Consider the following 13,134-nt stretch of genomic DNA (forward strand, 5'->3'; position numbering starts at 1 on the left):
CAGCGTCGAGAACATGTCGGTGGTGCGGATGTAGCCGAAGCCGATTCCCACCAGCTTATTTGCAACGGGCGCATTGAGCCAGAAGTCGACGGCAGCCATGAACCCGGCCGAGCGCTCCTGGCCCGACGAATTGGCGCCGGTGAGTTTTTTGATCACCACGTCATCCGCCAATTGCACGACTTGCTCGTTAAACACGATGATAATCGCGATGATGGCAAACGCGGCCAGCACCAGCTTGATGATATTGATCCGCGTGCGCATCATCCGGATGCCGAGGTAGCACAGGTAGCCGACCATCGCCGTCGTGGAGGCTGTCATCACGAGCGACGCGCCAATCATGATCGCGGGCCAGCGCGATCGTTGCACGGTGCGGGCGTAGACCCAGAACGGGAACATCGACAACGCATACATCGACGGTTCGCCCGTTAGCGACTTCAAGCGCTGCATCGAGATTCCACCGACGCCCATTGTCTGAAAGTCGCTGCCCGTGACGATATCTTTGGGCAGCGGCCGGGCCAGCGTGTTGGTGAACTGGCGATTGGACAGGAAGTCCCCCGACTGGCCGGTCACAAAATAGTAGGCGCACTCATAAATTCCATACACGGCAAACAGTACGCCGGAGGCAACGATGATGCGATCCCATGCATCGTTGTAGTAGACGTACAGGTAGGTGCCATAGAGGACCACTGCGACGACATATAGTGATTGCGTGAAAAGCGAAGCGCGCATGACAAACGAATGGTCATACGGGTTGACCAGCGACAACGTGCCTAGGTCAGGGGTATAGCCGTCGGTCAGGTCGGCTAGTTGCGTCAGTGTAAACAGCAATACCCAGACAAAGATCGCTGTTAAAAGGATGCGCAAGTAGCGGGTACGCTCGCCGCCTCCATGCAGCATAGCGATTGCTAGTGATAAGAAGCACATCAAATAGCCCGGCGTAGTGCCTTGCACGCTGGGAAACACCAGCACGGACGTGATTGGTACAAAAAATGCCCACACCAGATAATAACGATCTACCGCTTTAAAGGCTCCCCGTGCCGTAGCAAAGCCGGACTTCCCGTTCCATGATGGAGCGACGACTTGCGGCCCACCGCCGGGGCGTGCTGGCGCGGCATACAGAGTGCGGCCGCGATGGTTCGAGTTCGTGTCGTTCATCTCACAGAGTGTTACGCAATCAATGACTGAGGCAACCGCTGGCGATTGTCGTCATGGCATCGGACCATTACCGTCACCTCATGCGACGTACTTGCGTCGGGAAGGGCGCATACGCTTTGGTCATTCGGCATAGCATCGCGCACGACTCAACGCGTATCAGTGCGTTGGCGTACCATTTTCAACCAAAAACGTGCCGGCCCTCGGGCGGCGGGCGTCTACCTGGATAAAGGGGGCTTGCTGTCGGTGTCGGCGCGGCAGCCATGCCGAGTGCATCATGTGGCTGGGCACACTGGGTCGGGCACGGTAATTGGCTACGTTATGCGCCGTCAGCGCGCGTGCAGCGAAACATTAATCTTTTCAAGCGCTCGATTCCAGTAGAATGTGCGCTCGTTCTTTCGACGCATGAAGCGTCATCCTAGTTCTCTTAGCCTTTGCATGCGGATAATTCGCTCACTGGCTAGCTTCAGGTCCGTCGATTCGGCTGTCGATTGCCATCCGCACCATGTGTCACTGTGCGTCCGGCTTTAATCCACCGTTTCGTCACGAAGAAGTCCTATTCCCACGAAGTGCAAGGTGACGCCCAGTGTTCCAGGGATGCGGTGCTTCGTCGCGTCCAATGCGGCACGGGCACGAAGTGCTTTCGTCAAATGTTTGGCGAAGGCACGTGCGTTTCGATTATCGGCCTTTGTATGACTATCCATTCAAATTCATGATTTCGAAGAAGAGACATTCATCTAAAAGTCCCTCCCACTGCGCCTCAAACGTCGATTTGGCCTCTCAGGACGGTGCGAAAGGTGCGGTATGCGTGCGACGTGAATTCCTTCGCTCACTTGTTGCTACCGCCGGTACGATGGCGCTGGGGGCGTGGGCAAGCAGCGAAGTCGGGGCTGCTAGCCCCGACCGTACGCGCCGCTGGCCCAGCAGCGGTGCGACTTGGTCAGGTTCAGGGACATCGGCATCGGGTGCTGCTAATACCACAACCGTCAGTGCGACGACATCTAGTGCTGCCGCAACATCTAGCTCCATGTCGTCGAATAGCTACAATGCAGTGTCATCCGGGTTCTTCGGGATTAACGGACACATTAATTCGGGTAATGCGTATGGCACGGCGTTTGCCACACAGGCAGCCTACATGCGCGATCTTGGGGTGTCGAATGTTCGCCAAGACGTCTGGAATACGATTGGGGCAAAGAACATTGCATCTTTCGTTGATGCACTGAGGGGGACTGGCATTAGCGTCTCAGTGGTGATCACCCCAAAGCTATTCAATACCGATGAGGCCTCTGCGTATAGCAATAGCTTTCAACTTGCGTACTCCATTGCAAGTATTCTAAAGGGCAAGGTGTTGTTGTATGAGTGCGGTAACGAAATGGAAATCGGTTTTGTATCCCGTGGTGGCAACTTTCGCACCGACTACCGCGTGACGCCGTACTTTATTTACCGTGGAATGATACGCGGCATGATCGATGGCGTACGCGCCGCGGATCCCCGCGCGGCAGTGGCCGTTACCGCCGGGTGGTTGCACTTCGGTATTCTGCAAATGCTGGCCGACGGCACGGATCCTCAAGGTGGAACGAGTGGGCCACGTGTCAATTGGGATGTCACCTCTTGGCACTGGTATAGCGATATGGGAGACATCACGGATGCGAACGGCATCAACGTGCTTCAAGAGTTGACGCGGCGCTTCCGACGACCGATCTGGATTTCCGAGTATGGTTATCGACCGTATGGTCAGTCCGAAAACACGCTGCTTAATGCACAAGCGAGCTACCTGAGCAATCAAATGCAGGAATTCGTGAAGCTCAAATCGCAGTACAGCTTGCTGCAGTCGGTCCAGCTGTATGAGCTGTTTGACATGTCGGCCGACGATGGCTATGGCTTGATCAAGTCGGACGGCGTCACGAAAAAGCCAGCCTATAGCGCGGTCAAAGCAGTCATCGCCAGCAGCAGGTAACGATGGCGTAACCTGTGGGCTTCATGCATGGCGACCGTGTCAAGTGTAGGCCAGTACCGTTCATGTCGTTGTGGTCGTGAACTGTCCTAACAAACAGGAACTTGCCAGCAGCAAACAGGGCCAGCCGGAGTCTAGTAAAGTTTATTTTTTTGAATGGCCCCGGTTCGGCCTACCAAGTCGACGTTGGGGACGGACGTTAGCGCGTGTCCGAGACGGATACTGGGCGCTTCGCAAAAGCGAAAGCTGACCCAGGACAATACAACGGCCGGCACCAACGGAACGACCATGTAGACGCTGAGCGGTGCACCGGTCCATTGATAGTGCTTGCACAGCCAGAAAATGAGATACAGCGGCACGCCGTGCAGCAGATAGACCGAATAGCTGATTTCGCCAAGCCATACAAAGGGCCGGTAGTGGATTTTCAGTACTGTGGCGAAACTGATAAACAGTGTGATACCGAAAAGATAGCCGATCGACGATGAGACATGTGCGTAATCATGGCGGCGAAGATCGTAGACGATCATTGCAACAGCAATTAGCGTGACCAGCATCGTTAGCATAACCAACGCGCTCCGGTAGGTCACCGACAGGCCGGCAGCAGTACCCCGGCCTTGCCAGACGACTAGCGTTGCACGGGGAGTGTCGTATGCCTTACGAAACACCGCGCCCCAGAACATAATGGATAAGTGATACAACATTCCCTTATATTGTCCGAGTGCGTCATTGGGGATGACGTGCAACGCCGTGGTCAATAGGAATAGCGCGGACAAACCGGCACTTACGGTGATCAACGAGCGCATTTGGTGCAGCAAGCCGCCCCAAAACAATAGTAGACAAAGGACGTAGAAATACAATTCTGTTTCGAGCGTCCAGTAGTGGCCCATGATTGCATCGAAGCCGAGCGCGGACGGAATCATCGTGAGGTTCGCTGCAATGCCGATGATGCTCATTTTTTGCTGGAACAGAGTCCAGTATACGAGGTACCCGATCGGTATCGAAAGCCAGAATGCGGGATACAGCCTCACGAACCGACGTATCAAGAATTTGCGTGTACCATCGGCAACCGGTCCCCGCAAAGAGTTTGGAATCAGCATCCCGCTAATTCCAAAGAAAATCACGACGCCGACGCGTCCAAAGTTGACACAACGCTGTAGTGTATCTAACCAGTTCTGAGAGCCCGCAAGAGGAGCAAGCAGTTCGGCATAGTGCGTCCAAATGACTAGTAATACCGCGATAGAACGCATCGCGTCAATGTAGTCAAAGCGACCTTTTGCTCGAGCATGTGTCATGCATTAGTTCCCGATCGGTTGCCACAAATATGGCGCATGTAAGCAGTTCACATCATTAGGGTAAGCATCGACTCCTCCTGCGGCTTTGCAGCATGGCACTGTGGTCGCCGAGGGAGCGCGTGATGTTCCCACGCTACCATAAGAGGCGCCATACTTCGGTGCGTCGCCGCACATCCGTAAAAAAATCTGTAGGAACGCTCCAAATATACTTGTTGAGCGTTTTGCTGGCTATAATTAATATGGTGGCTTGAATAAAATTGACTAGAATTTTGACTAGAATTGCGTTTCAGTAAATAAACTGTATTGAGTGGAGATAAAAATGAAAAATCGACGTGAATTTATCGCTTCTGCAGTTACTGTCGCGGGTAGTCTATTTTTAACTCCGTGCGCAGGCACAAGTAGTGGCGTGGGCAATCTTGCTATGAAGCTGGCATCGGTAAAAAATGCTAATGGGCCTTCACCTGACGGATCGGCAATTCCTCCACTTTCTTTTATTGACGATTCAGAAAATGGACTGTGGACCGTTGTAGATGGGGTGGTGAAGCTAAACGGTGAAAATGCTGGTTTTACCGAAAAAGTTATTTTGCTTGTTTACTATGGCGAGAAAATTTACCAGCAGAATGAGGACGGAAACTGGTGGAGTTGGACTAATTCGACATGGGTGTCCGTTGCAAGGGATCCGCGAAACATATCGTCTAATGGTACAGTTTGTCCTCCGGCTACGCGAATCGTTGATAGCGCGAAAAATGTATGGGTGGTCAGTGGTGGCGTTGTATTGAAAAATGGAGCAAATGCGGCGTTTACCGAGCAAGTGACGCTACTGGTGCACTACAAGGGTGTAATTTATCAGCAGAACTCGGATGGGAAGTGGTGGGCATGGAATGGCGGTGACTGGATCAGTATGACGGGTGATCCACGTCCCCTGAAAAATCAATTATTCTATGGAATCAATTCCCATTACCCTCGGGGAGAATCCGCCTATGGATCAGTTGCGGTGGGTACGCAATTAAGGCAAATGATGAATCTGGGAGCCAGAACGATTCGCGTCGGTGTAACTACCGACAGTGAAATCGCCCGTATGCGATCGCTGCTGCAAGCGTTGGTAGGAACCGGCATGCAAGCATATCCATGTCTCGATGTATATTTGAAGAAAGATGCAAATACGAGTCCTTTTGCCTACAGTGAACCATATTATTATGATATCGGGTTTTCAACCGGCGCCCGGGTTGCAAATGGCTTAAAGGGATTGGTTAAGTACTATGAAATTGGTAATGAGATTGATAGTCAAGCGCTCATATCAGCGCCAGTCGACGGAAATAGTCCGACCGATTACGATAATCAATGGTTTATTCTCGCACGCGGATTGGTCCGTGGCTTGGCGGATGGCGTCAAATCCGTCGATACATCTGCAGCGATTATAGGGCCAGCCTGCAGTTGGCTGCACTTGGCGTTCCTCGATTTATTGTGGAACGGCGTGCAACCGAATGGTGGAACAGGAAATCCGCTAGTTCGCTGGGACATTGAGTCGTGGCACTGGTACTCCGATATGGGAAATATTCTGAGTGCGTCGGGGGGCTCGGGAACACATAACGTGCTCTCAGAGCTGCAGGCTGCGCGGGGTCTGCCTATTTGGTTGACCGAGTTTGGTGTGCGTCCATATGCTAATGGCATTCCTGGCGTAGCGAGTACACCCACTGAAACGCAAATGAGTGACTGGCTTCTGGACCATGGTTTTAACAGAGGCGGATATCCGACATTAATAGGCGTGGCGCCCCGGTATGGCGTGCAGAACATCATGCTATTCGAGCATTACGATGATGCCTACGATGGGCGCTATGGAGTCGTGGGTAGCGATGGTGCGTCGGTTAAGGAACGTTATTCACGATTACAGCAATTTTTTGCTGCGCATCCCGTTGAAAGCATCTTTCCTTAAGCATAACTATAGTCATTGACGCGGAGCGGCGCGCCCGATTAGCGACACGCCTTGTACATACAGGATATACGCAAGGGCGGCTGCTACCGCACTCTCCGCGACTAGTACCGCGGCCGCCGCGCCTTGTTCAGCGAACCACTTCGCGAGCAACGGTAGCAAGGCGACGTTGAGGAAACCGGAAGAAATCAGCACGCGGCTGAAGGCAGTCTTCATGCCAAGCGGCAGCATCGTTTGCACGCCGAACAGGTCCGTCATCCCCGCCATAAATGGAATGAATGCCATCCAGCGCAGCACGCCGATCGTCGGCTCGTAGGCCGCGCCGTACAGAATGCGCACCGCGAGCGGCGCGCCGAAAAAGATGCATAGCGAGATTGTCAACACCATCGCGCCCTGAACCATGAATAACTTGCGCAGGAAGGTTATCGCATCCGCACGTGCATGGTGCATCAAGTAGCTGATATGCGGGTACGCAGCGGCTTTCATCGGCTGCAACATGCTGATTGCGGCGCGAATCAGCTTGTCGCCCGCGGCGAAATAGCCGGCGGCGATGTTGCCTGAGACAAAGCCAAGCAGCACGGTATTGGTCGATGCATAGAACGCGACCGACGTCGATGCAAGGAATACTTGCCAGCCGCCGGCCAGCGCATCGACGATGTCTGCAATGCTCACCCGAACGAATTCAACCTCGCGTCGAATGAACATATAGATGAAGATCGCGATGCCCGAGCCAAGCGGCACGGCGGCATTGACAACCATCGCGAGCGTGACGTCGGAGCGCTCGCGCACGAGCAGGAACATCGCGGGGACGCTGAGCGCGCGGCTGGCGAACAGCAGCAGGCTTATCGTGCGCAGGTTCTCTACGCCCTGAAAGTACCAACTCGGCGTGAGTGCGGCCCCGACGGTCATGCCGAAGCCAATGATCAGCAGCGTGCGGTCGAGCGCGAAGCGATCGACGATGAAGGTCAACGTGAGCAGGATCACGAATCCGGCTACGGTGACCGCAACCTGCGCGAGAAAGGTCGCCCAAAACACGCGCGAACGCTCGGCGCGGTTCTTGCGTGCGAGCGCGATGCGCGGCGTGGCGGTGAGGTCGAAGCTGTAATTGGTGAAATTGATGAAGTACGCGATGACAGCCAATGCGAACGCCAGCCGGCCGTAGCCTTCGGGGCCAAGCACGCGGGTGAGCAGCGGTAGCGTAAGCAGCGGTACGACGTAGGTCGAGACCTGCAGCGTCATCAATAACAGGAAGTTCTTCTTTACGGACGACATGTCCGGCTCCGGACTGGACAAAATGAACCGGCGCAGGCCGTGCACGGCAGCTTTGCGCAGGTGTCGCGCTGATTGATCATGCCCATTTGCGTACGGTATCGGGTTCAATGCCGGCACGCAAATCGAGCAGGTCGCTCAACCGTGCCGCATAGTGCTCGCGCGTGTACTGGGACCAATCGTAGCGGCGCTGCGTGTCGCGCAAATGCATGCCCAGTGCATCGAGCGCGGCAACCAGGCTGGCGGGTGTGCGCTGGTACTTGATCTTGTTGCCAATTTCATCGCCAAAACTGGCCAGGCTGCCCAGATCGTGCACAAGCACCGGCAGACCTATCATTGCCGCCTCGACGATCACCAACGGTGCGTTTTCAGCCCAGATCGACGGCAGCAGGACCGCATCGTGCGCTCGCAGTGCCTCAAACAATTGCGCGTGGTCGAGCCGCCCTGCGAAGCGCAGTCGGCCACTGTCGATCAGCGTCGTGTACTTCGTGCGCAGGGCATCGCGTTGCGAGCCGTCGCCGTAGAGGGTCACGCTGCCGAGCCGATGCCATTGCGTGTGGCTGGCTAGTTCGAGAAACGGATCCAGTCCTTTTTCGGGCTCGATGCGTCCGACAAATGCCAGGTCGAAGCGGTCCTTATCGAGGATGCGGGGCGCTGCCGGGGCGATGTGAGTATTGACCGGATTGGACAGGATCGCTGAGCGCGTGATGCCGCGCCGTGCCAGTGCCTCGCGCATGTACGGGCTCGGGCACAGGAACTGGTCGAAGACAGTGGACGGGTTCAGCAACATATTGACCGCGTGCCAATGAAGCTTTTTCGCCGCATCGTGCAGCAAGCCGTGCGCACTGGCGCATGCGAGCAGCCGCCGACTATCACCCAGCGCCTCCAGCGGCAGAGGCTTGGACACGCCCGGCTGCGGATAGGTCAGCAGGTTCGGGTTGTAGAACACCATATGGTAGTCATGGCAGGTCAGGAAGGTCCGGTACCCGAGCTTGCGCTTGTATCGTTGTATGACTGGCAGAATCGATGGCGACAGCAGACTGTGATAGTTATGCACCAACACCCGTTGGGGCTGAACGCGTTCGATCGTGGCGGCCAGCGCGCGCGCCGCGGCAGGATTCCACGCGCGCCGCGCGCTGCCAGGCGCGGTGGCCACCGATCGTTCATCGAAGCCTTCGGCGTCTACGCCGGGCAACGCCCGCAGTACGTCTACCGATGTCCGGTACACTTCCTCCGCCCCGCCTTTGCGCACGAAATCGTTGATGACCAGTACCCTCATTTCGCGCTCGGCGATGGCAGGCCCCGTGGTGCGCACGGTCAATGGCCCGCCCGCCATGCGTCTACGTTGCCGCGCGGCATGGCCGTGGCGCTTGGCGCTCCCGCAGCGAAGGAGGCGGCCGTGGTTGGAGCGGCTTGCACGGTATCGGCGACTCCCACGGCATCGGCGGCTTCCGCTGCATGAGCCGCTGCGCCGGGCGTGGCGCAGGACGTTGTGCCTGGCGTAGCGCTGGGTGCGCCCGCCGCTAGCTGAGAGGCTCGGCCGTACTGGTCGTCCAGCCGCACGATATCGTCCTCGCCCAGATAGTGTCCCGACTGCACCTCGATGATCTCCAGCGGCGTCTTGCCGGGATTCTCAAGCCGGTGTACCGTGCCCAGCGGGATATACGTCGATTCGTTCTCGCTGAGCAGGAACGTCCTGTCGCCGCAAGTCACGCGCGCGGTGCCGCGCACCACGGTCCAGTGCTCCGCGCGGTGGTAGTGCATCTGCAACGACAGTTGCTTGCCCGGCTCGACAACGATGCGCTTGACCTGGAAACGCTCGCCGTGGTCGATGCAATCGTAATAGCCCCAAGGGCGATGCACCTTGCGATGATCTTCGGCTTCGACGTATTGCTCGGACTTGAGCCGCGTCACCACGGCCTTGACTTGCTGCACATCATGCTTGTTGGCGACCAGCACTGCATCGGCGGTCTCGATCACCACGACGTCCTTCAAGCCAACGCAGGCGATCAGGCGTCCTTCGGAATGTGCGAAGCTGTCCTCCGTACCTTCGAAGATCACGCGGCCACGCGAGACGTTGCCGGCTGTGTCCTTCGGCATGATTTCCCAGATAGCGTCCCATGAGCCGACGTCGGACCAGCCGGCCGCCAAGGGCACAACGACGCCTTGGATGCCTGGACCCGCTGGATCGGCGAGCCGCTCCATCACGGCATAGTCAATTGAATCGGACGGGCATGCGTCGAAGGCGGCCGCGTCCGCTTTGAAAAAGCCACCGGCTTGCTCTGCGCCGCTTCGCCAAGCTGCCTCGCAGGCGGCATGCATGGGCGGGTTCAGCGTGGCGATCGCCGCGAGCCAGGTCGATGCGCGTACCACGAAGATGCCGCTGTTCCACCAATATTCGCCGGATTGCAAATATTGGCGGGCCAGCTCCTGATGCGGTTTCTCGACGAAACGCTCGATTGCGTGGCCGCCCAACGTGCCATTGGCATGCTGCACCGGCGCACCGATTCGGATGTATCCATAGCCGGTCTCCGCGTGACGGGGCAGCACGCCGAGCGTGGCGATGGCGCCGGCTTGCGCGTAGCGGGCGGCCAGCGCGATGGCGTCCTGAAACGCCTTCGGATCAGTGACGGCATGGTCGGCGGGCATCACCACCAGCACCGGGTCGCCGTGACGCGCCTGCGCGTCCAGCGCAGCAAGCGTGAGTGCCGGTGCAGTGTTGCGTGCGACCGGCTCCAGCAGGATGCGGGCGGACTTGCCACTGGCGCGTGCCTGCGCGGCGCTCATGAAGCGGTGGTGCTCGCCGCATATGAGCAGCAGTTCGTCATCTAGCGTCGCGCTGCTGATGCCGTCCAAGCGACGGGCAGTTGCCGTCAGCAACGATTCATTGGCAATCAGGCCAATTAATTGCTTTGGGTGGTGCTCGCGCGACAGCGGCCACAGCCGCGTGCCGGAACCGCCGGCCAGGATCACCGGCAGTAGGTGCGGCGGCGCGTCGGCCGGGACGCAAGACGTGAATGTAGACTCGGTGCCGGTCATCGATTTACTCCGGAATCTGCGGGAAGGCGAGGTGAGAATGCGCAAGCGTCCGGTTCGGTGCGCGCGTCGGCATGCGTCGCGCAGGCCGGCTGGGCGACGCTGCGCAGCGCGTCGGCCACCGGCTCGACGAGGCCGCGCATGCCGCGCAGCAGGCCGCGGCTGGACAGGGGCGCGTCGCGCATTGCGTGGATCATGCCGATGTACGGCATGCCGTGTTCGAGGAAGGGTCCATCGACTTTGCGAAAACCAAACCGGCTATAAAACGCTTCGCGGTAGATCGGCGAGTGGATTCGCACCGGCGTGCCTGGCCAACGCTCGCGCGCATGGCCCAGCGCCCGCCTAAGTAGTTGCTCGGCGGTGTCATCGTCGCGCCGCGCGGCGCTCGTCAGGAATTTGTCGATCATCGTTTCCGGGTCGATGTCATCGCCCGGCAGCAGGCGCGCGTAGCCTCCCACCGATCGCTGCTGCGCGCGCGTATCGATCGCGAAAACGTGCAACGCATGCTCGTCCTTGCCGTCGATGTCCAGGTGCACGTGGGCATTCTCGACAACCAGTACGGCATTGCGCGCGCGCAGGATCAGATATAGCTCGTCCGAACTCAGTTGCCTGAATTCGCAGCACTTCCAGTCCATGATGTGTTCCTCGTTCGGCCAGCGCGTAAAACGCCAGGCGTGGCCGGATAGCACCGTGCGCAGCCGGCACCGCAATGTTGCAATGCGCAAAGGCGGCCGCACCCTATGGAGCGAAGGTACTGGCGAGTGCGTGCAAGCTCTGTTCGCAAGCGCACTATTCGGCATGGATCCGCGGGCCGTAGGGTTGCGACGCTGGCGTTGTGCATTGCACAATCAACGTGCACTGATCCACTGTTCGGCAGCGAACCGATGCCCGAGCGGGTTTTCGCGTACAACTTGCGCTTGCGGTGCCGCACGGCGGCGTTCCCGGACAGCGTCTGCCGCGCCGTTTCCAGCCGCCCAGAACCTGCAAAGCGCAGCATCGATCATGCGACACGAATTCCGCCAAAGGAGCCGAACATGGGGAGTGCCAATCTGGAGTTGAAACGGTCCGGTCCCGATACCGTGCCGGACAAGCGCGATCGCGCGGCGGCCGCTCGCGAGCTGAGCGACGCAGCGGGCGCCACCAGCTTTCTGGAACAGTTATTCGAGCGCGGCTTGCTAATTCCGAGCGACGTCGACGGGCTATATGGCCGTGGTGCCGTGTTCGAGGATGTCGTCGAGCGCATCAGCGACTTGATCGGTGCATGGGGCGTGGCGCGCGGCGCCGACGTGATGCGGTTTCCGCCGGCGATGAGCCGCACGTTGCTCGAGCAGAGCGGTTACCTGAAGAACTTTCCGCAGTTGGCTGGCACGGTCTTCAGCTTCTGCGGCAATGACTTCAGCCATCCCCGTTTGCTCGCCTGCCTGGATAAAGGCGAGGATTGGACCGCCGAGCAGAAGCCCACACGCATCATGATGACGCCAGTAGCCTGCTATCCCGTCTACTCGGTGATGGCTAGGCGTGGTCCGGTGCCGGCACAAGGCCACCTGATCGATATTTTTTCGTATGTTTTCCGTCAGGAGCCGTCACTGGAGCCGGAGCGGATGCAGCTATTTCGGCAGCGCGAGTTCGTCAGGATGGGCACGCCCGAGCAAGTGCTCGCTTTCCGGCAAAACTGGATGGACCATGCGCGCTGGATGTTTGACGCACTGGAATTGCCCATGTCGCTGGAGCTGGCCAACGATCCGTTTTTCGGTCGTGGCGGGCGCGTCGTGGCAAACAGCCAACGTGCGCTGCAACTCAAGTTCGAGGCGGCGGTGAGCGTGCTGAATCCGAACAAGCCGACCGCGTGTGGCAGCTTCAACTACCATATGGACAACTTCGGCAAGACGTGGGACATCCGTACCGACACGGGCGAAATCGCGCACACGGGGTGCTGCGGCTTTGGGCTTGAACGCATTGCGCTGTCGCTGTTCAAGTTGCATGGTTTCGATATCGCCGCCTGGCCGCAGCGGGTGCGGCAAACCCTATGGAAGTTGCCATGCAGCCAGTAGCCCGCTCAATGGCTCGCTTGTTGCACCTGCGCCGGCTGTACCACCCGAGTGGCTCGCGACGCGCGGGCAGCGTCGCCGTGATGACGCGCGCGTGGTCGGATTCATTCAGCCCTTCGAAATAATCCCCGCTCTTGGCCGCGCGCCCGAACGCCATGGCAACGAATAGTGCGACGGCTTGGATCGCGAGCACGATGATGACGATATGCAGCATGTTATTCACGGTCTTACCCCTTCAGACGCACCGCCTCGTTCGGCGCGTCCCCCAAACCCGACAGCGCAAGGTTCGGCAAGATGCACGCCGTTGCACTGTTGGCCACTATTGCTGCCTATCGGCAGCACTGCGCAAAACTTGAGGGTCCTCCTGGCATCAAGTGTGTGTTAACCCAGAAGAACATTCCAGGGGTAACGGACAAAAAGATGGCCGGATTTTCCCCTATTTCGTTGGGAGAA

The 13,134-nt window shown here is 58.0% G+C and carries 8 protein-coding genes and 1 pseudogene; 3 read left to right on the forward strand and 6 right to left on the reverse strand.

All coding sequences use genetic code 11. The annotated features are described in order from the left end of the window. A pseudogene (locus IHE30_RS13355) lies at positions 1-897 on the reverse strand (hypothetical protein); the annotation flags it as partial. Between the two features lie 922 nt (positions 898-1,819). Here IHE30_RS13355 and IHE30_RS13360 point away from each other — a divergent pair. Continuing rightward, positions 1,820-3,109, forward strand: coding sequence for a hypothetical protein (locus tag IHE30_RS13360; protein ID WP_337691265.1), 1,290 nt, complete (start codon positions 1,820-1,822; stop codon positions 3,107-3,109). Between the two features lie 131 nt (positions 3,110-3,240). Here IHE30_RS13360 and IHE30_RS13365 read toward each other — a convergent pair whose 3' ends face one another. After that, positions 3,241-4,398, reverse strand: a complete 1,158-nt coding sequence (locus IHE30_RS13365; RefSeq protein ID WP_337691268.1) for an acyltransferase family protein — start codon at positions 4,396-4,398, stop codon at positions 3,241-3,243. Between the two features lie 319 nt (positions 4,399-4,717). Between IHE30_RS13365 and IHE30_RS13370 the strand changes: the two genes are divergently transcribed. Then, complete coding sequence (locus tag IHE30_RS13370; RefSeq protein WP_337691269.1) at positions 4,718-6,331, forward strand: hypothetical protein; 1,614 nt, start codon at positions 4,718-4,720, stop codon at positions 6,329-6,331. Positions 6,332-6,343: 12 nt separating this feature from the next. Here the strand turns inward: IHE30_RS13370 and IHE30_RS13375 are convergent, their stop codons facing one another. From IHE30_RS13375 to IHE30_RS13390, 4 genes are all read right to left on the reverse strand, one after another. After that, positions 6,344-7,600: an oligosaccharide flippase family protein gene (locus IHE30_RS13375; RefSeq protein WP_337691271.1), complete on the reverse strand. Its 1,257-nt coding sequence runs from the start codon at positions 7,598-7,600 to the stop codon at positions 6,344-6,346. A gap of 76 nt (positions 7,601-7,676) precedes the next feature. Then, the gene (locus IHE30_RS13380) at positions 7,677-8,933 is read right to left on the reverse strand and encodes a glycosyltransferase family 4 protein (RefSeq protein ID WP_337691273.1); all 1,257 of its coding nucleotides are present in this window, start codon (positions 8,931-8,933) and stop codon (positions 7,677-7,679) included. After that, positions 8,915-10,636, reverse strand: coding sequence for a mannose-1-phosphate guanylyltransferase/mannose-6-phosphate isomerase (locus IHE30_RS13385; RefSeq protein WP_337691274.1), 1,722 nt, complete (start codon positions 10,634-10,636; stop codon positions 8,915-8,917). The genes IHE30_RS13380 and IHE30_RS13385 overlap by 19 nt, the downstream gene beginning before the upstream one ends. After that, complete coding sequence (locus tag IHE30_RS13390) at positions 10,633-11,268, reverse strand: GNAT family N-acetyltransferase (RefSeq protein ID WP_337691276.1); 636 nt, start codon at positions 11,266-11,268, stop codon at positions 10,633-10,635. The genes IHE30_RS13385 and IHE30_RS13390 overlap by 4 nt, the downstream gene beginning before the upstream one ends. A 399-nt stretch (positions 11,269-11,667) precedes the next feature. On the opposite strand from IHE30_RS13390, the gene IHE30_RS13395 reads away from it, so the two are divergent. Next, positions 11,668-12,684: an amino acid--[acyl-carrier-protein] ligase gene (locus IHE30_RS13395; RefSeq protein ID WP_337691278.1), complete on the forward strand. Its 1,017-nt coding sequence runs from the start codon at positions 11,668-11,670 to the stop codon at positions 12,682-12,684. Positions 12,685-13,134: the final 450 nt, after the last annotated feature.

Source organism: Mycetohabitans sp. B46, from assembly GCF_037389205.1.
Classification (GTDB): Bacteria; Pseudomonadota; Gammaproteobacteria; order Burkholderiales; family Burkholderiaceae; genus Mycetohabitans.

Coding starts and splice junctions, on each gene's coding strand:
- IHE30_RS13365 (WP_337691268.1), bottom strand. CDS start 4,398: ATGACACATGCTCGAGCAAAAGGTCGCTTTGACTACATTGACGCGATG.
- IHE30_RS13370 (WP_337691269.1), top strand. CDS start 4,718: ATGAAAAATCGACGTGAATTTATCGCTTCTGCAGTTACTGTCGCGGGT.
- IHE30_RS13375 (WP_337691271.1), bottom strand. CDS start 7,600: ATGTCGTCCGTAAAGAAGAACTTCCTGTTATTGATGACGCTGCAGGTC.
- IHE30_RS13380 (WP_337691273.1), bottom strand. CDS start 8,933: ATGGCGGGCGGGCCATTGACCGTGCGCACCACGGGGCCTGCCATCGCC.
- IHE30_RS13385 (WP_337691274.1), bottom strand. CDS start 10,636: ATGACCGGCACCGAGTCTACATTCACGTCTTGCGTCCCGGCCGACGCG.
- IHE30_RS13390 (WP_337691276.1), bottom strand. CDS start 11,268: ATGGACTGGAAGTGCTGCGAATTCAGGCAACTGAGTTCGGACGAGCTA.
- IHE30_RS13395 (WP_337691278.1), top strand. CDS start 11,668: ATGGGGAGTGCCAATCTGGAGTTGAAACGGTCCGGTCCCGATACCGTG.